The sequence below is a fragment of the Pseudoalteromonas sp. T1lg122 genome (assembly GCF_002964825.1).
In the GTDB taxonomy this organism is placed as follows: Bacteria; Pseudomonadota; Gammaproteobacteria; order Enterobacterales; family Alteromonadaceae; genus Pseudoalteromonas; species Pseudoalteromonas gelatinilytica.
The window spans coordinates 512,178-534,873 of record NZ_PQCG01000034.1 but is presented as its reverse complement, the minus strand read 5'-3'; the positions used below and the strand labels follow the sequence as shown (position 1 = coordinate 534,873).

The following is a 22,696-nucleotide window of genomic DNA, read 5'->3' as shown; positions in this document are numbered from 1 at the left end:
CAGGTTTAATCCCTCAAAATGATTAAGTATTATTGCGGATTGGTATTGTTGAGATTGATCAAGAAATCTAAGGTGAAATTGTGATTGATACAGTGAATGCAAGCGACAAAGATAAAGCACGATTTTTACGTGTTTTTGCATTTATTGGTTCGATCACTTCGTTTTTAATGGCGATCACCAGCTATCAAGATGGATACCATGCCCTTAGCTATTTATTGATTATTGGCGGCTTTGTGTTTGCCTCACCTTTCGTTATTAAAAATCGTGACGAAACCATAGCAGTACTTATGTTGTACGCTCTCTATTCGATGATGTGTTTTTTAATTGTCTCTGGGGGCAGCAATGGCACAGGGCCGTTATGGCTGTTTATAGTCTCGCCTGTGACCTTTTTTATTCGTGGCTTAAGGCGCGGAGCGTTCGATCTTATTCTGCTTGCCATCATTATTTCAGTGCTTTTCTACTTTACCGATCAATTTGGCTATTACAGATATCCGAGTCATTACTTTCCTACTCGGGTCATGCTGTGTTTCTCGATTTTATGTATTTTGGGCGGCTTCTACGAATATTACCGCAACAAATACAGTTTGCAGTTAATGGAACAGCTTAAGCTTAATCAAAAGCTTGCACGTACTGATGCGATGACTGAACTCGCTAACCGTCGCTTCGCAACTGAATGCTTGCAAGATAAGCGCTTTGGCGAAGGGGCTGTATTCTTGCTGATGGATGTTGATAACTTTAAGCAAATCAACGATACCTACGGTCATCAAGTGGGTGATGAGGTGCTGATATTTTTTGCTAATGTCTTTAAAGAAGTGTGCACAGAAGACGATGTTATTTCCCGTTGGGGCGGCGAAGAGTTTTTAATTGTGATCCCAACAGGGTATGAGCTTAGAGCAAGAAAAGTCGCTGAAAAAATCCATAAGAAGCTTGCCGAAAAGCCATTTACGAGCGGTCAGCATCGTTTTCATGTCACCTTAAGTATTGGCTTGTACGTGCGCGTTGCTGATGAAAGCATGGATCATTGCTTAAACATTGCCGATAAACGACTTTACCGCGCTAAATCGCAAGGTAAAAATCAAACGGTTGCTGAAGTTGATTTAGCGAAGCATGAGCCGGCTTGATAAATAAAGCCGCAATTAGCGGCTTTATTGATTGCTCAAATTAATGGCTTTTTTCAAAGTCGCTGACTTCACGTTCAGCTTCTTCCTTCGATTTACCGTATTTTTGCTGAAGTTTACCAACCAGCTCTTTACGGCTACCTTCAATTTTATCTAAATCATCATCGGTAAGGTCACCCCATTTACGTTGTGCTTTACCTTTAAGCTCTTTCCAGTTGCCTTCTAAACGATCGCTGTTCATCATAATCTCCTTACTTTGTTAAACATTCATCTTAGTAATAGCAATCGCAGTACCAACTTGGTGAATTTATTAACTGATTGATTTATAGTTGTTTTATGCTTTTACATATAATGAGTGGAATTTAAAAGTTTGCAATTACTACGTAGTTTTTAGAATCAGCCTGTAATATTTTCTGTTGCGCTAGTTTTTAGATACTTAGTGGCTTTTAGATGTATAGCGATTGATTATCCGCGTGTATTCTTCAGTTGATTTTAGTTTACGCAAGTTCTCGTTAAACTGGTCTCTTAAGGCTTCGTCTCGGAATAAAAAGCCACTGGGATTTTTGCCAAATAACGCAAATCGTTGTACAGGTTTAGAGACATCAATTTCGTCATTGATATTAATTAACGCTCGATAATAATCAAAAATTTTACCGTCCATCTGGATCACCTCGTAGCGCTCTCGATACAAAAGCTGTACTTGTGCAAGTTGATCATAGGTTTCTGCGTATTGTGGGTTTTCTCTGGCCATTGCTTGATATTCTGGTGTGAGTAATTCTTTTGCACCTTGCCATGAAAGAACACTAAAGTGTTTTAATTGTGCAATAGAGCTAAGCTGCAGGTTTTGCTTGGCCAGACTAAAAGCGAAGTTCTCGTAGCTGTAAGCAATATCTGAAAAGTAACCGCTCATTTGATGGGTTTCGATAATTTTTTCATTAATATCAGACACAACATCAACTAAGTTCTCAGTATACAAAGGGATCCGCCTTGCATAGGGAACGTAGACAAAGTGTATTTGATAACCGTGAACACCGAGTGTTGCACGAAGTAAGTCAGGAATAATACCTGTGTTGTCTTCAACCATCACCCAAGGTGGTAGTGTATTGCCAAGTGCAACCGTAATTTTTTGCTGACTAAACGCTTTTTGAAACGGGAAAACTAAAAGTAGCAAGGTGATTAAAATACGGGTGTAAATCCTGAACAAGTTAATTCCTTATTCTGATTTTTGTTTGGTCGTTTAATCAAGAATAAGTCTAAACTGGCAGAATGCAATGTTTTCACTTCTAAAGCCCGAGATAGAAAATAAGCCTATAGCCATCGCAATTTTTAGTTTTTTGATACAATGCGCGAAAAGAAAGTAAGAGATACCTAACGTGCTGCCAGTTCAAGATATTTATCAATCCCTGTTAACCACATTACAGAGTAACCCAATGGCTTTATTGCAAGCGCCACCGGGAGCGGGTAAATCGACATGGCTGCCTCTTACCCTAATGCGCGAAGGTCACTTTAAACGCATTGTTATGTTAGAGCCAAGACGACTGGCCGCACGCAATATTTCCCAGTATTTGGCAAGTCAGCAGAATGAAAAAGTCGGTGACAGTGTCGGCTTACGCATTCGTGGCGAATCAAAAGTAAGTTCTGCAACTAAACTCGAAATTGTCACTGAAGGCATGCTGACGCGTATGTTGCAAAATGACCCAGTGCTTAGTGATGTAGACTTACTTATTTTTGATGAGTTTCACGAGCGCTCAATTGCCGCAGATACGGCTTTGGCATTTGCCCTCGAAACACAGGCGGCACTTCGCGATGATTTAAAAATCTTACTGATGTCGGCAACCTTAGATGGCGATCGTTTCAGTGAGTTTTTCAGCTGTCCGATTATTTCATCACAAGGACGAAGCTACCCCATTGATGAAGTGTATATTCCACTTAAAGACGAAAGCCGTTGGCTCGATGACATACCTGCACTAATAAAACAGGCGCTTAGTGAGCAAACGGGCAGTGCTTTAGTATTTTTACCAGGGCAGCGTGAAATCATGCGCGTTCAGCAGTCTTTAAATGATTTAGGTGATAGCGTCGAAGTATTTAGCTTGTATGGTGAGCAAAATAAAAACGAGCAACAAGCTGCTATCGCGCCTGCTAAACATGGTAAACGCAAAGTGGTATTAACCACCAATGTCGCTGAAACCAGTTTGACCATTGAAGGAATACGCATTGTGGTTGATAGCGGCAAACGCCGTGCTGCCAATTTCAATTTAAAAACCGGTGTTACAGAGCTCGTTACGCAAAGTATTTCTCGTTCTTCTGCCATTCAGCGCGCTGGTCGTGCTGGGCGAATTGAGCCGGGGGTTGTGTATCGATTAGGCTCTAAACAAACTTTTGAGCGCCGTAATAGCCATGATGCGCCAGAAATTCTGACCAGTGATATTAGTCATTTGTTATTAGAGGCAAAGCAGTGGGGGGCGTCACTTGCTGAGCTTAGCTTACTCGACCCACCTAGTAGCCAGCAGATTAAACAGGCAACGGCACTTTTGAAAATGCTCGAAGCCATTGATGAAAATGAAAAGCTAACAGCCCTCGGTAGCCAAATGCTGAGCTATGGAGCCGATATTCGCCTCTCGCATATGCTCATTAAGGCAAAGCAACTAGAGCAGCGCATGCCTGGTATTTATGTATTAGCGGGGTATTTAACGGCACTGCTTGAAAGCCGAATTAGTATGCCTGCTGATCTTAATTTGGCATTACATAGTCAGCACAGCAAACCGCATCCAGTATTTAAGCAGCAATTAACATATTGGCTATCGCGCTTGCAACTCAAGCCGGTTAATGAGCTTAAAACAGAGTACTTGTCGCTGCTGGTGGCGCTTGCCTTTCCTGACCGCCTAGCCAAAAAACGCGGTAATGGTTATTTACTTGCCAATGGTGCGGGCGCCGAATTAAGTGAGGGGTTTTGGCATAACGATGATTATATTGCCATTGCACATATGGGCGGCCATAAAGGAAAACGTGTTTTTGCTGCTGTTGCCTTTATGCCAAGTGACCTTGAAGATGAGCTTTCGCATTTATTTGCTGAGCAAACTCGCTGCGAATACGATGAAAAAGCAGGGCGCTTTATCCATCAAGATGAGCTCAAGCTCGGTGCTATCACCATAGCGAGTCAGCCAAGTAAACAGCCCCTAGATAAGAGCGAACGCACTAAAGCGTGGTTAAACTTATTTAGTAAGCAGGGCTTTTCGTTATTTAATGAACAGCCCGACAGTGAGCAGTTACTTATTCGAATGAGTTTGGCAAGTAAGCTGTTACCAGAATCATTCCCGCTTTTAAATCATGATGAATTAATTGCCGATAACCAATGGCTTGCACCTTATTTGGATGATATTAAAAACCTTGAGCAATTAAAAAAGTTCAATTACAGCGAAGCAATTAAAAGCTGTTTTGATTGGCAGCAGCAAAGTTTATTGAATGAACTCCTCCCCTTGCGATTAACGGTGCCAAGTGGTTCAAATGTAAAAGTGACCTATCAGCTTGATGGCCCTGCGAAGCTCAGTGTACGCATGCAAGAAGTGTATGGCATGACCAGCACGCCTTTGCTGGCACAAGGTAAACTGCCATTATTAATGGAGCTATTATCACCAGCGAGGCGACCGCTGCAGTTAACTCAAGACTTAGCTAACTTTTGGCAAACGAGTTACCGCGATGTGCAAAAAGAAATGAAAGGGCGTTATCCAAAACATTTTTGGCCAGACGACCCAGCCACCAGCCAAGCAACTAATAAAGTAAAAAGTAAGATGTGATTTTAATGAAGCTGAGTGCTTAGCTCAGCTTCATCACTTGCCTTAGAGCTGCATGCTTCATAAACCGTTACAATTTCCAGCCTTGTTTTGGTATCCCTTTTGTTGACTGTTTAGTAGTCTAATTGAGTCATTAGTAAAAAGAGAAAGCCAGTGTCTGCAGCTATTACCCTTGCTCAATATGTTAAAAAACGAACAGGTGTGCCTCTGGGGCATAAAGATTCGCTGCGCAATATGCTGACACGCTCGCTGGGTGCGAGCTCGTTTTATCTGTTTTGGCGATATTGGAATCCGGTGTGGAGCTATTATTTATCTCGGTATGTAATGAAGCCTTGCAATGACATTATGCCGGTTTGGTGTGCGGTTGTTGTTACTTTTGCTGTCAGTGGGGCGCTGCACGATTTAGCAGTGAGTTTAGTGAAGTTAAAGCCACTATTCTTTTTTACTCCTTGGTTTACTGTGATGGGCGCTTTGGTATTAGTAAGCAAGTACAGCCAAATACAGTTTAGCTCTGCTCCTTGGTTGTTTAGAGCGCTCGCCAACATCAGCTTTATTGTATTGAGCTATTGGTTGACGAGCCACCTTTTTTAGTGCGTTATTGCGTTGCTAAGGGGTAGTCAGTGTAGCCTTTAGCACCGCCTCCAAATAGGGTATCTGGATCATGCTGAGCCAGTTCAATGCCTTGTTCAATACGCGCTGGCAGATCTGGGTTGGCAACAAACGGGCGACCAAAACCAATTAAATCAGCCCAGCCTGCGGCTAATGCTTGCTCTGCTTTCTCGTCAGTGTACTTGCCTGCATAAATCATTAGTCCAGCATAGTTCTTACGTAGCGCTTGCTTAAAACTTTGCTCCATTAAAGGCGCATCATCCCAATCAGCTTCGGCAATGTGCAGGTAAGCAACGTTGAGTTTATTGAGTACTTTTGCTGCGCCAATATAGGTTTCGAACGGGTTTTCATCGACCGTCCCATTGAGTGTTGTGAGTGGAGCAAGGCGTACGCCAACACGCTCAGCGCCAATTTCATCACATACCGCTTGTGTCACTTGTTGTAAAAAGCGTAAGCGGTTTTCTAAACTGCCGCCGTATTCATCGGTGCGTTGGTTCGACTCTGAATCAATAAATTGATTAATTAAGTAACCATTGGCAGCATGAAGTTCAATACCATCAAACCCTGCATCTACAGCATTACGGGCAGCTTGACGGTATTCGTTTATAACCTGTTTGATGTCGTCGTGGCTCATTGCGCGTGGCTGTGCTGTGGCAACAAAATCGGGTTTGTCATCTTCATCAATAAAAACTTTGACGTCTTTAGCTGCAATCGCTGATGGCGCAATTGGTTGCTCACCACCTGTGTTACTTGGGTGAGATACGCGGCCAACATGCCAAAGCTGAGCAAACATAATGCCACCAGCTTGATGAACTTTGTCGGTTACTTTTTTCCAGCCAGCAATTTGCTCGGCAGTATAAATACCCGGTGTCCAAGCATAGCCCTTACCTAGGGCTGATATTTGTGTGCCTTCGCTAATAATTAAGCCGGCGCTGGCACGTTGTGCATAGTAGTCGGCCATTAACTCATTGGCGATATCACCCGGTTGTGATGAGCGAGAGCGAGTCATTGGTGGCATGACAATGCGGTTTTTTAGTGTGTGACCGGCAAGTTGTACGGTATCGAATAATTTGTTCATTACGGCTCCTTGAAAGCGAATATGCTTTCAGCATAACGAAAATTATTTATGAAATTAATGCCACTAATCACAAAACACTTTTGTTAAAATTGCAAAAAACTACAGCGTTAACCTGGGTGCTATAAAGTCTAAAAACGCTAATACTCGTGATGAAACACCACTGTTTTGATAATACACCGCATGCACTTTTTCGCGGCGATTAGGGCTCAGTACCTCGCCTTCGAGCACTTTTACTAAACGACCTGCTTTTAAATCTTCGTTGATCATAAATTCCGATAACAAGGTAATGCCGTGACCTTGAATACAAAGCTGGCGCACAGTTTCACCACTTGATGCACTGATTGAAAATTTTAGGTCTAAAGGCGTGGTTAGCGGCCAGTGATTTAAATGCGGCGCGTCGGTAAAACCAATAAGCTGGTGTGAGGCTAAGTCGGTTAGTTCATTTAATGGCGGTGCCGCTTTTAAATAATCCGGGCTGGCAACGAGCTGTAGTTTGCTAACTCCCAAAGTGCGCGCATGCAAGTTTGAGTCAGCAAGCTCGCCAATACGAATAGCAATATCGGTTTTATGCTCAAGTAAATCGATAATGTTGTCGTGGCTGGTGATCTCAAGTTTTATGTCAGGATAAGCTTGGTTAAAGGCTTTTAAATGTGGCGCTAATTGGTGAAACACAAAGGGACTTGCGGCATCGACTCTTAATTTTCCTGATGGGGCGCAGTGTAGAAGCTTTAAGGCTTCTTCGCCTTGTGCAAGCTGACTGAGTGCTTCTCTAGCATAGCCTAAAAATAACTGACCTTCTTCGGTCAGCTCAATGCGCCTTGTGGTGCGGTTGAATAAGGTAACGTTTAATGATTTTTCAAGCCGAGTTACCGCCCGTGATATTTTTGCAACTTGCTCATCTAAGGCATTGGCTGCACTTGAGAACCCGCCGGTGTCAACCACGCTAATAAATGCTTCTAAATCTTGGGTGTTGGAGATCACGCTCATGGTTTTACCTTTTCATTTTTGACAAAAGTATTTTGTCACTACTGCTATTTTTTGCAAATTTAATTTTAGCCACAATAGCCGCACTTTCAAAATTAAATTAGAGGATATGTGATGCCAATAGCATTACTAGCGTTGACTCTCAGTGCGTTTGCCATAGGCACCACTGAGTTTGTGATTGTCGGCTTAGTGCCAACTATTGCTGAAGATTTAGCTGTTTCGTTACCGAGTGCCGGGCTACTTGTAAGCTTGTATGCTTTGGGTGTTGCGGTGGGGGCGCCAGTATTAACTGCGCTAACAGGGCGATGGAATCGAAAACATGTATTACTTAGCTTAATGAGCCTATTTGTAATCGGTAATTTACTGGCTTGGCAAGCACCTAGTTATGGCAGTTTGATCACAGCAAGGATTCTAACAGGTCTTGCCCATGGGGTGTTTTTCTCAATTGGTTCAACCATCGCAACAGGGCTTGTCAGTAAAGATAAAGAAGCCAGTGCCATTGCGATTATGTTTACGGGGTTAACGGTTGCATTAGTAACCGGTGTGCCATTAGGGACTTGGATTGGTCAGCACTTTGGTTGGCGAGCGACCTTTTTAGTGGTGTCTTTACTGGGCTTAATTGCACTCATTGGTAGCACATTTTTAATTCCTAGCAACTTAAAGCAAAGTAAACCGGCTACTTTGAGTGAGCAATTAAAAGTAATGGTGCAACCTAGGCTTTTACTGGTGTATTTGATGACCATACTTGGTTATGGCGGCACATTTACTGCCTTTACCTATTTAGCGCCAATTTTAGAGCAGCAAACTGGATTTGCATCAGCCACTATTAGCTTAATCATGCTGGTATATGGGGTATCGGTTGCTGTTGGCAATATTTACGGCGGTAAATTAGCCGATAAAAAAGGCCCCATTAGTGCGCTGACTATTATCTTTAGTGCTTTAAGTATTGTGCTGTTAGTGCTGACCTTTACCATGCAATCTAAAGTCGCTGCGGTACTGACCATACTTGTATGGGGGGCATTTGCGTTTGGTAATGTGCCTGGGCTGCAAGTCTATGTGGTTAAACTTGCCGAAAAGTTTACACCCAATGCCGTCGATGTGGCATCAGGGTTAAACATTGCAGCGTTTAATATCGGGATTGCGCTAGGTTCAGTGTTAGGTGGTGTTGTCGTTGAAAACTACTCATTGCAAGACACTGCTTGGATTGGCGCTATCATCAGTTTAGCGGCGTTAATTGCAACACGATACAGCGGCTATTTAGATAAACGCGAGATCATAAAGCCACAAACAGCTTAAAACTAAATTGTTGATAGTTCGGTGCTTTGTCGTTATTTTAGGTGCGTAGTTTGATTATTAGTCATTAACTAAAACCACAAGGAATAACGATGAAGCCCCTTTATTTTCTAGCTATTTGCTTGCTAAGCACATTTAGCAGCCAAGCAAAGCAAACTAACCCAGAGCTCACAGCATTAGCACAGCAGTACTTTAATACCATGGTTGCAACACAAGCACCTAATGCGACTAAAAAAGAGTTAGAAGCTTTTTTAGCTTTATTAACTGACGATGTAGCAAATCAACACTTACCTTATCAAACCGATGATTCAAGAGAACCAGATGGTAAAGCCATGATGCGTAAAGGCATGACTTTTTACCTTGGGGCGCACACTGAATACCAAGCAAACTTACTCGATACCTTTATTTTTAATGATTCTGCCATTGCTTTGCGTTATACCCATCACGCTAAAGGTATACACCCACAAAACCAGCAAGAAATTGAATACACGCAAACCATTATGGATGTGCTCGAAATCGAAGATGGCAAGATAGCGGTTATTCGTAAATACCACGAATGAACTTAGCTTAACTTTTAGCCTAACATGAGCGCTTTTATAAGCGCTTTTTTATTAAAAATACGCCAGCAATAAATTTTCTCTTTTTTCCGCATTTCAGCTTAAATTCATACTTTTTAGGCTTTATTTTGAATAAATTTAAAACTTTTTTATATTCCGGATAATAAATGTAAGAACAGTGAGTTAGCTTAACTTACGAGTGTATCTTTGCGGTTGTTTACAATTTGTCAACCTTGAATTGCCATGCTCATTACCTTAACCTTTATTTTAATTGAACGTTCAATCAATAAAAAATTATGCCGAAAGTTGGAATGGAACCTGTTCGTCGTCAGCAGTTAATTGACGCCACAATAGAGTCGGTTGCAGAGCTTGGTTTGCAAGGCACCACCATAAATAGCATTAGTAAAAAGGCAGGCTTATCGTCTGGCATTATCAGTCATTATTTTGGTGGTAAGCAGGGCTTAATTGAAGCCACTGTGCGTTATTTATTGACCAGCTTAAAGCAAGCACTTTTGAATCAAGTAACGCCGCAGACCAGCCCAGAGCAACGATTAATGTTTATCGTTGAAGCAAACTTTTCACGCATTCAGCAGCAAAGCAATAACACCAAAACTTGGTTGAGCTTTTGGGCGCATTCAATGCACGACGCCCAGTTGCATCGCTTACAAAACGTAAATAGTAAACGTTTATTTAGTAATTTATTAAGCTCATTCAAACAGTTAATGAGCGATAGCGATGCCAACTTAGCTGCTGAGTTAAGTGCAGCCATGATCGATGGTTTATGGCTAAGAGCCGTATTAAGTAAGTCAGACCATGATCAATTCGAACATTGTGAGCAATTAGTAAAAGACTACATTCGTTCACTGATAAAACAGTATGGAGCCTAAAATGACCACACCTGTTTACGAAAATTTTATAAATGGCCACTTTTTGAAAAATCAAACTGGCGATACTTTTGCAGTAAAGAACCCTGCAACAGATGAAGTAATTTATCACGTTGAAATCGCCGATGAGTTTATTCAAAACGCGGCAATCGAAAGCGCAAAACAAGGCTTTGCAGCGTGGTCTGCAATGACGCCAATTGAGCGTAGCCGCATTTTATTAAAAGCCGTGGCAATCTTACGCGAACGTAATGATGAACTGGCAAAAGTTGAAGTACTTGATACGGGTAAGCCATGGCAAGAAGCTGAGTGTGTTGATGTTGAAACTGGCGCCGATGTAATTGAGTATTTTGCTGGTCTTGCGCCTGCACAAGTGGGTCAGCAACAAATGGTTGGCAATGACTTTTACTACACACGTAAGAGCCTTTAGGTATTTGTGCCGGTATTGGTGCATGGAACTACCCTCTGCAAATTGCTTGTTGGAAATCAGGCCCGGCACTGGCTGCGGGTAATGCGGTTATTTTCAAACCTTCAGAAGAAACACCACTTGGCGCAATTAAACTTGCAGAGATTTTCATCGAAGCGGGTGTACCTGCTGGCGTATTCAACGTTGTGCAAGGCGCTGCTGAAGTAGGGCAATGGTTAACAGCAAACCCAAATATTGAAAAAGTGTCGTTCACTGGTGAAGTAGGCACAGGCAAAAAAGTAATGGCAAGCGCTGCTGGTTCACTTAAAGATGTGACCATGGAGCTTGGCGGTAAGTCACCGTTATTAGTATTTGATGATGCCGATGTATCACAAGCTGTTAGTGCGGCAATGTTAGGTAATTTTTATACGCAAGGCGAAGTCTGCACTAACTGTACGCGCATTTATGTGCACAAAAATGTTTATCAGCAGTTTATTGATGAGCTGAAAACACGCACTGAGCAAAATATTATTGCTGGCGACCCAATGGATCCTGAGGTGAATTTAGGGGCGCTTATCTCTAAAAAGCATCAAGAGCTAGTACTTGGCTATATCGATAAAGGTATTCAAGAAGGCGCAACCTTATTAACCGGCGGTAAGGCACTATCACCAGTATCTGCGCCAAACGGCTACTTTGTGGAACCGACCGTTTTTGTCGACTGTAAAGACGACATGACCATAGTTAAAGAAGAGATCTTTGGCCCGGTAATGAGCGTGTTGGTGTTTGATGATGAAGATGACGTTATTCAGCGTGCAAACGATACCCACCTAGGCTTAGCCGCAGGCGTGTTCACTAAAGATATTCAGCGTGCACACCGCGTTATCCACCAGTTACAAGCCGGTATTTGTTGGATAAACAGCTATGGTAATTCACCAGCTGAAATGCCAGTAGGTGGTTACAAGCAATCAGGTATCGGCCGTGAAAACGGTATCGAAACTTTAGATCACTATACCCAAACTAAATCGATTTATGTGGGTATGAGCAATATAGAGAGTCCATTTTAATGAGTACACAGAACTATGATTACATCATAGTCGGTGCTGGCTCAGCAGGCTGCGTGTTGGCAAACCGACTATCAGCAGACCCTTCCAATAAGGTGTTATTACTTGAAACGGGTGGTAGTGATAAAAGCATTTTTATAAAGATGCCTACCGCGCTATCAATCCCAATGAATACTGACAAATATGCATGGCAATTTCATACCGAGCCAGAGCCATATTTAGATAACCGTCAAATGCACTGCCCACGAGGTAAGGTGTTAGGTGGCTCATCATCGATTAACGGCATGGTCTATGTACGTGGTCATGCCAAAGATTTTGATGAGTGGCAGCAACACGGCGCTAATGGTTGGGATTATCAAGCATGCTTACCGTACTTTAAACGTGCAGAATCATTTTACTTAGGTGGTAACAGTTACCGTGGCGATAACGGCCCATTAGGGGTTAATAACGGTAATGAAATGGCTAATCCGCTTTATAAAGCCTTTATCAAAGCGGGCCAACAAGCAGGTTATGCGCAAACTGATGACTACAATGCAGCCCAGCAAGAAGGTTTTGGGCCAATGCATATGACAGTTAAAGATGGCGTAAGAAGCTCTGCTAGCCGTGAGTATCTAGACCCAGTTAAGTCACGTAAAAACTTAACGCTAGTCACCGGTGCTTTAGTGGAAAAAGTTTTGCTAGAAGGCAAAAAAGCCGTTGGTGTTGAGTTTTCAGTATCTGGCTCTAAGCAGCAAGCATTTGCAGCAAAAGACGTTATTTTAAGTGCGGGCCCAATTGGTTCACCGCATATTCTGCAATTATCAGGTATTGGTGATAAAGACATCCTGAGCGAAGCGGGGGTTGAGGTTAAACATCACTTACCAGGTGTTGGCCAAAACTTACAAGATCACTTGGAGTTTTACTTCCAATATAAGTGTAAGCAACCAATTACTTTAAACGGCAAATTAGGCCTTGTTTCAAAAGGGCTAATTGGTGCTCGTTGGTTATTAAATCGCTCAGGTTTAGGGGCGACTAACCATTTTGAATCATGTGCATTTATTCGCTCAAAACCGGGTGTTGAATGGCCAGATATTCAGTATCACTTTTTACCAGCAGCCATTCGTTATGACGGTAAGAGTGCCTTTGATGGTCATGGTTTCCAAGTTCATGTTGGGCATAACAAACCAAAAAGCCGTGGTGCAGTAACGATTAAGTCGGCGGATCCTCAGGTTGCGCCTAAGATCCAATTTAACTACTTACAGCATCAAGATGACATTGAAGGCTTTAGAGCTTGCGTACGTCTAACTCGCGAGATTATTGAGCAAAGTGCGTTTGATGAATATCGCGATGGTGAAATTCAACCCGGTAAAGATGTGCAAAGCGATGAAGAAATTGATGCGTTTGTTCGTCAAGCGGTTGAGAGTGCTTACCATCCGTCATGTTCGTGCAAGATGGGTGAAGATGAGATGGCCGTGGTTAACTCGCAAACTCAAGTACACGGTATCGAAGGTTTACGGGTTGTGGATTCATCTATCTTCCCAACCGTTCCAAACGGTAATTTAAATGCGCCAACCATTATGGTGGCAGAAAAAGCGGCGGACCACATTTTAGGTAAGCCTGTGTTATCGGCATCAACTGCAGATGTTGCCATGGAAAAACAATGGCAATCAACGCAGCGTAGTTCGGAGATCTAATAAGGCCACCCGCAGTTTCGGCTGTGGGGCTTGCAGTGGCGCGCATCACGAGTTGTTTGTGGTGCGTTAATGCGAGGAATAAAACTGGAGAAACAATGAAGTATTATTACTTATTTTGGGGGGGTAACTATGACCTTTTGGCTTAGTGCTGGCATCATTTTTACCCTGTTAGCAATTGCGGTTATTTTATTTAAATGGGGTACGGTTAGGTGTGTTGGCGTCACACCGGTTAGAACGTTTACGTTCATTGCAATTTTATTTACATCGGGCCTAGATGTTGGCTTGATTATGTTTCCACTGACAGAGTTTGCAGGTTATGCAGACATAAAAGCAAGCCCAGAGTATGCGTTTGCCAATCCATTAGCCATCGAGTTTGGCTTTTGGGGCTTCTTGATCTGGGGATTTTATTTCCTTACGTGCTTTTATTTCTGCGTAATAGAACCCAAAGTAAAGTTCTTTGAAATTGCTTGGGTAAGACTAATTAATAACATCGTTATTATTGGTACATGCGCATTTACTGCATTTTTACTGCTGTCGAATTTACCTTGGTACCTGCCGTCGCTTGGTGATGGTGAGTCAATTATTCCGACATTCTACTTAATGGTGTTTGCAGCGATTTGTTTTGCTGTGTATTCGAGCACAGACATTAAGTATGTACGCTTTTTAAGTATTTCTACTACTTGGTTGTTTATCGCTTTAATCGCATTTATGTGGTTCGGTGCCTTTGTAGGTTCTGATGCACAAACATCAGCATTTGTTGATAACCTTACGTTGATCGGTGGTTACTTTGGCAACATCAATGAGTTTGTATTACCACTAAATGATTACCATGCCTTCTACCTGTTTTGGTGGTTTGCTTGGAGCATCATGATTGGTCAATTTACTTCGCGCTTTGTGGGTGGTTTAAAAACTTACCAAGTGCTGGCGGCTATGTTGATTTTCCCGTCTATTCCAATCGCTATCTGGTTTAGTGTTTTGTATCAATATCATGAAGCGGGTATTGCAACAGCAGGCCTGAAAAACATCGCTATGGTGTTTGTTGGTGTGGTGTTTGTGATCAACTCACTTGATTCTTTGATCCGTTTATACACAGATAATCTAAACTTAACGGTGAAACGTTTAGGTAAATTTAATTATATTGCCTTAAATGTGGTGGCGCTTTCATTGTTAACCCTGTTGTTTAAGTTCGACTTTTTACAGATCCAATGGGTTGGTGCGCTCGTTATTGCGTTATTTTTCGGCTGTGCTGCGTTTATTGGCTACAGCAAGTTAAAAACAGTGAAAAATATCGAAGGTTCACCAAAAGACAATAAATTAGATTACACAAAAATAGAAACAGTTAGCTAAGGGAAACCAACATGACAACAAGACAAACAGTATTAGCAGCAGCGTTGCCATTGGCATTACTGTCGACATCAGCCATGGCTGACTTATCGACTACGGTTACATTGGCATCGGATTACACCTTCAATGGTGTAAGCCAAACCATGAATGACCCCGCGATTCAGGGTAGCTTAGATTATGCCTTTGCAGATTCAGGTATGTATTTAGGTACTTGGGCTTCAAATGTAGATTTTGGCGAAGGCACCGACATCGAGTGGGATGTGTACTTTGGTAACTATGCTGAGTTAACCGATGCTCTTAGTGTTGATTATGGTATTGCCTACTACTCGTATCATGGTGAAGATCACTCGAGCGATGGTAATTATCCAGAGGTGTATTCGAAATTTGGTTACGACAGCAGTATAGGCCAAGTAGAATTTAACTTGTGGTATAGCTGGGATTATTTTGGCACCGGTGCAGGCCATTTAATTTACATGGTCGCTCACACATTTGAAGTTGCACCAAATCATGCTTTTCGTGCTAGTTTTGATGTTTCTAACTCATTAGATGGCGATAAGTTTAGCTGGGATGGCAGTGATAAGTCATACAAGCATTATCGTTTAGCGTATCAAACGAGCTATGCGGGCTTTGATATTGAAATTGCAGGTGAAAATACCAGCATTGATTCTGAATATGCAGATGAGCGAATCGTTGCGTCAATTTCTCGCAGCTTTGATTTATAAGTAGGGCTTTATTAGCACAGCTTTAATAAAAACGGCTAACCAAGGTTAGCCGTTTTTTATGTCTAGAAAATGAGTATTAAATCTCTTCGCCTTCGTGTTGCATCGCTAAATCATCAAGCTCCGCAAGGGTGTAATCAAAACCACTGGTATCGACTTCGTAGCGTATTTTTACGCCAAAACCACCTTGGCAAAGGGTCGCAGTGACTTTAGCCACTGACCAATGCTTAAGCTTGTTTAAAAACCGATTGGCGGTTTGCTGTGAGTCAAAGCGATAACTGACTTGCGATTCCATCTTTTTTCTAGCCTAAAATTTTTTCGAGAGTGTATGAAATTGCTTTGTTTAAATCAATTGCTCATTGAAAAACGCCAATGTGCGCTGCCATGAAAGCTCTGCCTGTTTTTCATCATAACGAGAGGTAGAGTCGTTATGAAAGCCATGGTTTGCCTTTTCATACATATGCATAGTGTAAGGCACTTGATGCGCTTTTAAGTCGCTCTCGTATTCTGGCCAAGTTGCATTAACGCGGTTATCAAATTCAGCTAAGTGTACAAGTAGCGGGGCTTTTATATTTTGTCTGAGTTCTTTAACGGCAGGAGTGCCGTAATAGGGCACGCCCGCATTAATTAATTTGCTATCAACTGCTGCTAGGTAGTTGACTATATAACCACCAAAGCAAAAGCCTACCGCACCGAGTTTGCCATTACTATTTGGGTGTCTTTTTATGTATTCAGCTGCGGCAATAAAGTCTTGTTGGATTTTTTCTTTATCCATAGAGCGCTGCATTGCGCGACCTTCATCGTCATTACCAGGATAGCCACCAAGAGGGTGTAATGCATCTGGCGCAAAGGCAATAAATCCAGCTTTGGCAAGGCGGCGAGCAACATCTTTAATATAAGGGTTTAAGCCTCTGTTTTCGTGGATCACTAACACTAATGGGTGCTTACCCGTTAAGTTAGCGGGTTCGACTAAATAACCTTTACCTTCGCCATGGCCTTTAAACGAGTCAAAGGTTTTATAGCTGGCTTTGATATCAGGGTCATTAAAGGACACTTGCTCAGCTAATGCATAGTTTGGCAGTAAAGCGCTACTTAGCATTGCCATTGAATAACCAAGAGCGACTAAGCCACCTAGCTTTTTCATAAAGGTACGGCGGTCCATCAAGCCATGGGCGTATTCATCGTACCAATCGAAAGCTTCTTGGGGAATGTGGTTATGGCGTTGCTCAGTCATACTTATATCCTTTAAAAACGAGTTAGGTTTATAACTTTAGCTGAAATATCAGCGATTAACAGCCAGTTGCTTTGTTTGTATTACCACATCCATAAAGCGGCGCTGCCAAATGGCCTTAAAGGCTTTATTGAACAGGTATAAAAAAATCAACGGCATTAGTAACAGTTTTAAAATCAGTAGAGACAAGATATTCAAAAAGTCGATAAATAAGTCTTCGACGGCAGCTACCATATTGCTAATGCCAGAGGTGACGGTGTCTATAATTTTACTCACCTGCGACGATTGGTCATGATTGAGTGATGCGTTAAGGTTTTCTAGTTGTTCGTTTAAGGCGTCTTTGTCAAGATTCAGCTGTCTTTGCTGGTTTAGTGCTGCATTAAGTTGCGCTGTTAATTGCTGCTTTTTATCAAGTAATGGTTTGGCTTGTTCAAGCTCAGTAAAGGTCAGTCGCTCAGACAAGCTGCGAGTTGCTTGAATCGCTTCTATTTGGCTATCAACCTCTGCCAGCTTAACTTTGAGTTCTGTCGCTTGCTGGTGGTTTTTTATCTGCTGCTCATTTAATAGCGAGAGCTTGTCTAAGATGGTTTGTTTTTCACTATCGACCTCGGCCTTTAGCTTGGCAGATAGGGCAGAGGTATTATTTGCACTGCTATTCACCGTCTCGACTTTTTCGCTCACCAGTTCACTTTGCTGGTTTATTTGCTCATCTAAGAATATTTGACTAACAAGGCCTGTTGTAAGCACCACAGCAGGCACTAAAAAGCGAATTAAAATTAAGCTCGCCATAATCTTATGACGTAAGTTAGGAAAATAGTTACGCCATTCACATATAAAGTAAGCGACGACCGAAACAGTAAAAACACCACTAAAAATAACCCCAGAAGAAATGGTGTATAAAATGCGCTGTAAAAATAACGAGCCTATTGCAAGGCGCATAGCATCTGACATGTATTCAGCTAGGTCATTTACTGGGTCGAGTAGTTGTGCAGGTTGAATACTCGCAATACCAATGCCCACTTCGGCTGATTGCAATAGCGATATAGCAGCATTAACTGTACGAGAAGAAGCGTACACTAAGGTTGATTGTACAAGGGCGCTGTCGATAAAGCGCATAATGAAATGGTTATAATGCTCTAGCCAACAAAGAAGTAGCAGTATTGTAAGAGATAAATACTTGATAATATGTTGTTTAGTTAGCATAACGCCCCCGACAGTTAGTACGCTTCTTCACGCTACACTATTCATAGCCGTTGAAGCAATCTAATAGGATTGAATTATTTTGCTAATTAACTGTCTATGAATTGCTATTCATCGCTTTAGAGGAAATATGAAAGAACCTGCATCAATTGGCCAGTGCTGTATTGAAGATTTAGATCCCGTGCAAGACTTAGGTCGCTTAGTCTCTTATTTACGTTCAAATCTGGTGACTCATCTTGATAATGCGTTAGAGGATAAAGAGTTAACCTCGGCTCAGTACATTGTGGTTGTGCTACTTGCACGCGGTAAAGTAAATACCTTGGCTGAGGTGTGTGAGCACATGGTGTATGACCGCGGTGCCATGAGTCGGTTACTTTCTCGTTTAGAAGACAAGGGCTTAGTTGCTAAAAAGCAGTCAGTTGAAGATCGCCGTTCAACTCTTTTATGCCTCACAGAAAAAGGCCAACAGCTTTACCCAGAAATTTTACCCACTGTAAATGATATCTATCGCAAAGCACTCACAGGCTTCTCTGATGATGAGCAAAAGCAACTCGCAAGCTTGTTGTTTAGAGCAATTCATAATTTAAAAGCATAAATTTCTCTAAGCGGTACATTGTCGCTGAAGGTTCATTTTGATAATATAGTTGCCTAGGCATTTAATTTTAACAAGTCCGGATTGTTATGTTTGAATCATCTTTGCTTGCGCAGCTTCACGCTCAATTTCCAGCTCATCAATTTAGCCCAGAAGGTTTGTCGGTTGTTCACACAGGCCGCTTTGCCAATGCCATTGTTTATCGTTATAAAGACGCGAAATTTGATTTAATTATTAAAGATTTTCAGCACAGCCCATGGTGGGTGAGAAAAACCATCGCGCCGCTTTTTATCAATCAAGAGTACAAAGGGCTGGCACGCCTGCAAGACGTAGACGGAGTGGTCGATAACTTTTGCCGTTTGTCATCAATTGCCATTGCTTATGATTTTATTGAAGGCACGCCACTTCGCCAGCTTGCCTTGCAACAGCAGCATTTACCGAGTGATTTCTTTAAAGAGTTTGAGCGTTTGGTCGCAAAAATGCATCGCCGCGGGGTGGTGCACCTCGACTTACGTAATTTGGGAAATGTGATTTGTTCAAAAGATGGCAAGCCATACATTATTGATTTTCAGTCAGCGATTCGCTTTGCACGCTTTCCGCGCTGGTTACAGCGTTTTATGCGTGGTGCCGATATGAGTGGGGTTTATAAGGCGTGGCAGAAGTTAGCCAATGACTCGTTACCGCAAACAAAGGCGGATTATTTGCACGACTTTAATCATGTGCGTAAGCGTTGGATTTTTAAAGGTTACCCGATTCAACGTGCCTATTTGTGGTGTAGCGGGGCTGTAACTCAGATTCTTAATTCTGACTTTATTCGCAGTATTTTAGATAGATTGTAAAAAGCGCGTTTGCACGCGCTTAGTGGGGAGAACTAGTATTTAGGCCAGCCGTTCGCATCCCAATTCAGGGTGCTGATGAGCAATTTAGGGGTGCCATTATCACCTGCATCATAGGCATGACGAACAATCACATCGGTATTTAAAATGTCTTGTCCACCTGGACCTACCCATTGGCTATTACCCGCATCAAGAATGCTACCGCCGCTAGCTAGCATGTCGGTGCCATTTTTATCTAGGTATGGACCGCGGATGTCACTAGAGCGGCCGTACGCAATGCGGTAAGTGCTATTCGTGCCGTCACAGCATTTGCCAACCGACACAAACAAATAGTAGTAACCTTGGCGATACACTATGGTAGGTGCTTCGATACCACCTGAGCGACTTGCTAAAGAGTAGATTTGGCCAAATGGTTTCATGGTCATAGGGTTAATTCGCGTTAGTTTAATACCCGAATTCCATGAGCCAAAGGCAAGCCAAGGTGCACCATCTTTTGCCACCACAAGATCAGGGTCAATAGCGTTGTAATCATTGCTATTAGTCGTGTTAATGACTAAACCATCATCACGCCAATCACCGGTTGCTACACTGCTTGCTGAGGTAAGGCCAATAGCACTGACACGTGAACCAAAGGTCGAAATAGCATAATAGAGCCAGCTGCGGCCGTTGTAGCTTTTTAATTCAGGCGCCCAGACATCAATTCCATCATGATCTGGCACATAGTTACTCCACCAGCTTAAACCATTTGAAAAAATTGGTAGGGCATCATTCCAATCAACACCGTTGCTTGAATATTTTCCGTAAATACCAGGTCCTGTTTGAAAAACCCACCAAGTGCCATTTTCATAGCCAAGGGTTGGATCGTGAGTGACTAAACTACCTGTTAGTGGCCAGTGGTTTGCAGCGCCATTGGTCGTTGATGGATCCCAAGGGGTTGATTCAACATTAGCAAGCTTAGTTAGCTGCCATTGCTGCGCATCGCTGCCGTTGTAGCTCCACTGGCTAATATTTGCGCCATCGTTGCCATCAAAAGCATAAAGGTCGAGTGCCTTACCACTGTGATCGTTAATGAAGCTGTAATAGCCGCTACCTTCATCATTTATTTGCCAGTGTTGGCTGGCAAGATTAGCGTACTCATATTGCACCACATTGCCGCCATCGGCAGTCGAGAAGTCAAACACCTCTAGGGCTTTACCACTATTTAAGTTAATAACCGAATAGTTGCTGCCACCTATGTTGGTGATTAACCAGCGCTGGGTGTCGTGATTCGTGTCAGCCCATTGACTAACATTCGCACCATCGTTGGTTTGCGCGCTGGCTACTTCAACAAACTTAGCACTGTACTTTGATTTAATGGTGTATACGCCATTATCAATCGCATAAGCATTGGGAAGTATGAGGGTTGCTGCCAAGCTGAGCGCAGCTAGGGCTTTTTTTGAAAGTATCATTGTGTCTCCAAATCATTGTTATTGAGCTTTCCTTGTGTGTTCTGCTCCTTGGATGAGTTTTGATCAACACCAACTCTCTTAAGAGGATTGCTGCAAATGAAAACTATTTATAATACTTTATTATATTATTACTTTTGTAAAGGTGATCGGTAAAAATAATTAACAAAAATTTTACCTTTAACTATTTTGAAAGGGACTTTAGTATTTAGCTTAGATACAAAAAAGCCACTCAGTGAGTGGCTTTTCGGATGTTATTGAGTAATAAACTGGCTGGGAATATCCCATTTGAGGGTATGCAGTTGGCCTTGCCAAGTTTGGATGGTGATCCACAATTTATCATCAGCTGAGATGGTTTCAGGGGCTATCGCGTGGGCATGCTGGCCATGATTGGTGCCATGCATTATGCCTTCTTCATCTTTAGCAAACTCAGTCAGTGGTAAAGGTGCTTGGCCAATATTTAAATACGCCTGACGAACATTGCTTATGTCACCTTGATTAAAGGCGATAAAGAAATCTTTAACATACTCATTGTGGTGTGAATACGGGGCATCTTCATTAAGTGGCATTGGAGCGATTTTAAATTCGCCCGCTTGTTGTTCTTGCCAAAGAGCAGGAAACTGAGGATTCAATGACTGATAAATAAACCATACAGGTAAAGCCAGTACCACAGCATGTAAAACATACTTTTTACGTTGCCACCAAGTTGCTTGTAAACGAGCCATTAGTTTGCCTCCTGAACGTTATTCACTGGCGCAGCTTGGCGCGCTTTTACAGGTTTGTTATTTACTAATTTTGCGGCGTACATCATAAAACCAGTGATCGACATACCACTTAAAATCAAACCAAAGATAAACCAAATAACTTTTGTCCACAGACCGCCAATATTACCGTAATGCAGCGGATCGGCGATATGCGAAAGGGTAAGTAGTCCCGACATGGTTTCTGGGCTCTTGCTTGCTGCAATTTCACCTGTCCAAGGATTGATTGAAGTTGAGTAAGCGTAGTTATCGTAGAAAATAGTATCGCCACTGCCCATGATATTAAACATGCCGCGGTTATGCTCTGGCAGCATCACATAGCTAGGTTTGAAATCTGGGTATTTCTCTTTGGTAATAGCCAGTGCCGCTTTTAAGTCGGTTGGTGGTGTTTGCTTATCAGCAGGTAAAGTTGAAACCGCCACGAGCGGTGCATGCTCTTCTATGTCTATTTCGTTATGCCACATGATGGCTTGCACTAAATACCACAGGCCTGTTAGTGCCATTACAGCCATAAACCAAATTGACCAAACGCCACTTAGGGTATGTAAATCTTTAAGAAAGGTTTTTTTACCTTGGTTAAAACGTAGTTTTGGCTGACTAAATGCGCGCCAAAAGTTTTTATAAATCACTAAGCCTGTTACTAGTGCACCTAAAATAACAAAAGCCATAGCGCTGACGAGGTAGTAACCTACGCTGTAACCTTCTTGCCAAGGGAAGAATAGCCAGCCGTGTAGGGTACGCATAAATTCAATGAATGAGATAGTGTCATTAACCGCTTGTACTTCGCCGGTGTATTGATTGACGTAAGCCACAGCATAAGGTTTGTCGGTATCAGTGAAAATAACCGCATTTACCAAGTAAGGTTCATAAGTGAGTACACTCATTACATCGGCAGTCGGGTAGGCTTTTTCAACGCTATTAATAACTTGATCAACACCAAGGGCTGGTAAATCATTCGGGTTGTTTGCGCGTGCTTCACTGTTGGTCAGCCAAGTAAGCTCATGGCTTATAACAGATACAGTACCTGTGACGCAGATAAAGCAAAATAGCACCCATACTGGGAGCGAAAACCAACCATGCAGTTGGAACCAAAGACGTTTACTCATGGTAAAAATAG

General features: G+C 42.4%; 21 protein-coding genes and 1 pseudogene. 12 read left to right on the top strand and 10 right to left on the bottom strand.

All coding sequences use genetic code 11. The features are described 5' to 3' along the window. Positions 1-80 precede the first annotated feature (80 nt). Entirely contained in the window at positions 81-1,121 is a 1,041-nt protein-coding gene (locus C2M33_RS20680) for a GGDEF domain-containing protein (RefSeq protein ID WP_158685614.1), read from the top strand. Positions 1,122-1,161: 40 nt separating this feature from the next. On the opposite strand, the gene C2M33_RS20675 is transcribed toward C2M33_RS20680, so the two are convergent. Both C2M33_RS20675 and C2M33_RS20670 read right to left on the bottom strand, forming a co-directional pair. Further along, the gene (locus tag C2M33_RS20675; protein WP_054562286.1) at positions 1,162-1,359 is read right to left on the bottom strand and encodes a CsbD family protein; all 198 of its coding nucleotides are present in this window, start codon (positions 1,357-1,359) and stop codon (positions 1,162-1,164) included. Between the two features lie 195 nt (positions 1,360-1,554). Next, positions 1,555-2,322, bottom strand: a complete 768-nt coding sequence (locus C2M33_RS20670; RefSeq protein ID WP_082874103.1) for a substrate-binding periplasmic protein — start codon at positions 2,320-2,322, stop codon at positions 1,555-1,557. A gap of 169 nt (positions 2,323-2,491) precedes the next feature. Here C2M33_RS20670 and hrpB point away from each other — a divergent pair, with 169 nt between their 5' ends. Both hrpB and C2M33_RS20660 read left to right on the top strand, forming a co-directional pair. Next, positions 2,492-4,912, top strand: coding sequence for an ATP-dependent helicase HrpB (gene hrpB, locus C2M33_RS20665; RefSeq protein WP_105175294.1), 2,421 nt, complete (start codon positions 2,492-2,494; stop codon positions 4,910-4,912). A 150-nt stretch (positions 4,913-5,062) separates the two neighbouring features. Beyond that, on the top strand, positions 5,063-5,500 hold the full coding sequence (locus C2M33_RS20660; protein ID WP_063706342.1) for an MBOAT family O-acyltransferase: 438 nt from the start codon (positions 5,063-5,065) through the stop codon (positions 5,498-5,500). A 4-nt stretch (positions 5,501-5,504) separates the two neighbouring features. Here the strand turns inward: C2M33_RS20660 and C2M33_RS20655 are convergent, their stop codons facing one another. Next, the gene (locus C2M33_RS20655) at positions 5,505-6,596 is read right to left on the bottom strand and encodes an alkene reductase (protein ID WP_063706344.1); all 1,092 of its coding nucleotides are present in this window, start codon (positions 6,594-6,596) and stop codon (positions 5,505-5,507) included. A gap of 99 nt (positions 6,597-6,695) precedes the next feature. Then, a complete protein-coding gene (locus tag C2M33_RS20650; protein ID WP_105175293.1) occupies positions 6,696-7,583 on the bottom strand; it encodes a LysR substrate-binding domain-containing protein in 888 nt (295 codons plus the stop codon). A 111-nt stretch (positions 7,584-7,694) separates the two neighbouring features. On the opposite strand from C2M33_RS20650, the gene C2M33_RS20645 reads away from it, so the two are divergent. The 7 genes and pseudogenes from C2M33_RS20645 to C2M33_RS20615 all read left to right on the top strand — a co-directional run bounded on the left by C2M33_RS20645 (position 7,695) and on the right by C2M33_RS20615 (position 15,517). Beyond that, positions 7,695-8,876: an MFS transporter gene (locus tag C2M33_RS20645; RefSeq protein WP_105175292.1), complete on the top strand. Its 1,182-nt coding sequence runs from the start codon at positions 7,695-7,697 to the stop codon at positions 8,874-8,876. 89 nt (positions 8,877-8,965) lie between these two features. Next, positions 8,966-9,433 (top strand): nuclear transport factor 2 family protein, encoded by a 468-nt coding sequence (locus C2M33_RS20640; protein ID WP_105175291.1) that lies wholly within the window; start codon positions 8,966-8,968, stop codon positions 9,431-9,433. A 293-nt stretch (positions 9,434-9,726) separates the two neighbouring features. Next, entirely contained in the window at positions 9,727-10,317 is a 591-nt protein-coding gene (gene betI / locus C2M33_RS20635; protein ID WP_105175290.1) for a transcriptional regulator BetI, read from the top strand. Position 10,318: 1 nt separating this feature from the next. Continuing rightward, positions 10,319-11,781: pseudogene (betB, locus tag C2M33_RS20630) on the top strand (betaine-aldehyde dehydrogenase). Then, a complete protein-coding gene (betA, locus tag C2M33_RS20625; protein WP_105175289.1) occupies positions 11,781-13,451 on the top strand; it encodes a choline dehydrogenase in 1,671 nt (556 codons plus the stop codon). The pseudogene betB and the gene betA overlap by 1 nt, the downstream one beginning before the upstream one ends. 129 nt (positions 13,452-13,580) lie before the next feature. Beyond that, positions 13,581-14,798: a hypothetical protein gene (locus C2M33_RS20620; RefSeq protein ID WP_063706359.1), complete on the top strand. Its 1,218-nt coding sequence runs from the start codon at positions 13,581-13,583 to the stop codon at positions 14,796-14,798. A gap of 11 nt (positions 14,799-14,809) precedes the next feature. Beyond that, positions 14,810-15,517, top strand: coding sequence for a TorF family putative porin (locus C2M33_RS20615; RefSeq protein WP_105175288.1), 708 nt, complete (start codon positions 14,810-14,812; stop codon positions 15,515-15,517). Positions 15,518-15,593: 76 nt separating this feature from the next. Here the strand turns inward: C2M33_RS20615 and C2M33_RS20610 are convergent, their stop codons facing one another. From C2M33_RS20610 to C2M33_RS20600, 3 genes are read right to left on the bottom strand one after another with little or no spacing between them, the layout of a single operon-like run. Next, complete coding sequence (locus C2M33_RS20610; protein WP_063706364.1) at positions 15,594-15,809, bottom strand: hypothetical protein; 216 nt, start codon at positions 15,807-15,809, stop codon at positions 15,594-15,596. Between the two features lie 48 nt (positions 15,810-15,857). Next, complete coding sequence (locus C2M33_RS20605; RefSeq protein ID WP_105175287.1) at positions 15,858-16,748, bottom strand: dienelactone hydrolase family protein; 891 nt, start codon at positions 16,746-16,748, stop codon at positions 15,858-15,860. Positions 16,749-16,796: 48 nt separating this feature from the next. Then, positions 16,797-17,948: a hypothetical protein gene (locus tag C2M33_RS20600; RefSeq protein WP_105175286.1), complete on the bottom strand. Its 1,152-nt coding sequence runs from the start codon at positions 17,946-17,948 to the stop codon at positions 16,797-16,799. Between the two features lie 127 nt (positions 17,949-18,075). Here C2M33_RS20600 and C2M33_RS20595 point away from each other — a divergent pair, with 127 nt between their 5' ends. Beyond that, the gene (locus C2M33_RS20595) at positions 18,076-18,540 is read left to right on the top strand and encodes a MarR family winged helix-turn-helix transcriptional regulator (RefSeq protein ID WP_105175285.1); all 465 of its coding nucleotides are present in this window, start codon (positions 18,076-18,078) and stop codon (positions 18,538-18,540) included. Between the two features lie 86 nt (positions 18,541-18,626). Further along, positions 18,627-19,376, top strand: coding sequence for an RIO1 family regulatory kinase/ATPase domain-containing protein (locus C2M33_RS20590; protein ID WP_063706372.1), 750 nt, complete (start codon positions 18,627-18,629; stop codon positions 19,374-19,376). A gap of 32 nt (positions 19,377-19,408) precedes the next feature. Here C2M33_RS20590 and C2M33_RS20585 read toward each other — a convergent pair whose 3' ends face one another. The 3 genes from C2M33_RS20585 to C2M33_RS20575 form a co-directional block, all read right to left on the bottom strand. After that, a complete protein-coding gene (locus tag C2M33_RS20585) occupies positions 19,409-20,821 on the bottom strand; it encodes a family 43 glycosylhydrolase (RefSeq protein ID WP_105175284.1) in 1,413 nt (470 codons plus the stop codon). 251 nt (positions 20,822-21,072) lie between these two features. Then, entirely contained in the window at positions 21,073-21,543 is a 471-nt protein-coding gene (locus tag C2M33_RS20580; protein ID WP_063706377.1) for a hypothetical protein, read from the bottom strand. Further along, on the bottom strand, positions 21,543-22,694 hold the full coding sequence (locus C2M33_RS20575) for a PepSY-associated TM helix domain-containing protein (protein WP_105175283.1): 1,152 nt from the start codon (positions 22,692-22,694) through the stop codon (positions 21,543-21,545). Before C2M33_RS20575 ends, C2M33_RS20580 begins: the two co-directional genes overlap by 1 nt. Between the last annotated feature and the right edge of the window lie 2 nt (positions 22,695-22,696).

Excerpts from the sequence above, each read along its gene's own strand:
- C2M33_RS20675 (WP_054562286.1), bottom strand. The coding sequence starts at position 1,359 with ATGAACAGCGATCGTTTAGAAGGCAACTGGAAAGAGCTTAAAGGTAAA.
- C2M33_RS20655 (WP_063706344.1), bottom strand. The coding sequence starts at position 6,596 with ATGAACAAATTATTCGATACCGTACAACTTGCCGGTCACACACTAAAA.
- C2M33_RS20650 (WP_105175293.1), bottom strand. The coding sequence starts at position 7,583 with ATGAGCGTGATCTCCAACACCCAAGATTTAGAAGCATTTATTAGCGTG.
- C2M33_RS20645 (WP_105175292.1), top strand. The coding sequence starts at position 7,695 with ATGCCAATAGCATTACTAGCGTTGACTCTCAGTGCGTTTGCCATAGGC.
- C2M33_RS20640 (WP_105175291.1), top strand. The coding sequence starts at position 8,966 with ATGAAGCCCCTTTATTTTCTAGCTATTTGCTTGCTAAGCACATTTAGC.
- betI (WP_105175290.1), top strand. The coding sequence starts at position 9,727 with ATGCCGAAAGTTGGAATGGAACCTGTTCGTCGTCAGCAGTTAATTGAC.
- betA (WP_105175289.1), top strand. The coding sequence starts at position 11,781 with ATGAGTACACAGAACTATGATTACATCATAGTCGGTGCTGGCTCAGCA.
- C2M33_RS20620 (WP_063706359.1), top strand. The coding sequence starts at position 13,581 with ATGACCTTTTGGCTTAGTGCTGGCATCATTTTTACCCTGTTAGCAATT.
- C2M33_RS20615 (WP_105175288.1), top strand. The coding sequence starts at position 14,810 with ATGACAACAAGACAAACAGTATTAGCAGCAGCGTTGCCATTGGCATTA.
- C2M33_RS20610 (WP_063706364.1), bottom strand. The coding sequence starts at position 15,809 with ATGGAATCGCAAGTCAGTTATCGCTTTGACTCACAGCAAACCGCCAAT.
- C2M33_RS20605 (WP_105175287.1), bottom strand. The coding sequence starts at position 16,748 with ATGACTGAGCAACGCCATAACCACATTCCCCAAGAAGCTTTCGATTGG.
- C2M33_RS20600 (WP_105175286.1), bottom strand. The coding sequence starts at position 17,948 with ATGCTAACTAAACAACATATTATCAAGTATTTATCTCTTACAATACTG.
- C2M33_RS20595 (WP_105175285.1), top strand. The coding sequence starts at position 18,076 with ATGAAAGAACCTGCATCAATTGGCCAGTGCTGTATTGAAGATTTAGAT.
- C2M33_RS20590 (WP_063706372.1), top strand. The coding sequence starts at position 18,627 with ATGTTTGAATCATCTTTGCTTGCGCAGCTTCACGCTCAATTTCCAGCT.
- C2M33_RS20585 (WP_105175284.1), bottom strand. The coding sequence starts at position 20,821 with ATGATACTTTCAAAAAAAGCCCTAGCTGCGCTCAGCTTGGCAGCAACC.
- C2M33_RS20580 (WP_063706377.1), bottom strand. The coding sequence starts at position 21,543 with ATGGCTCGTTTACAAGCAACTTGGTGGCAACGTAAAAAGTATGTTTTA.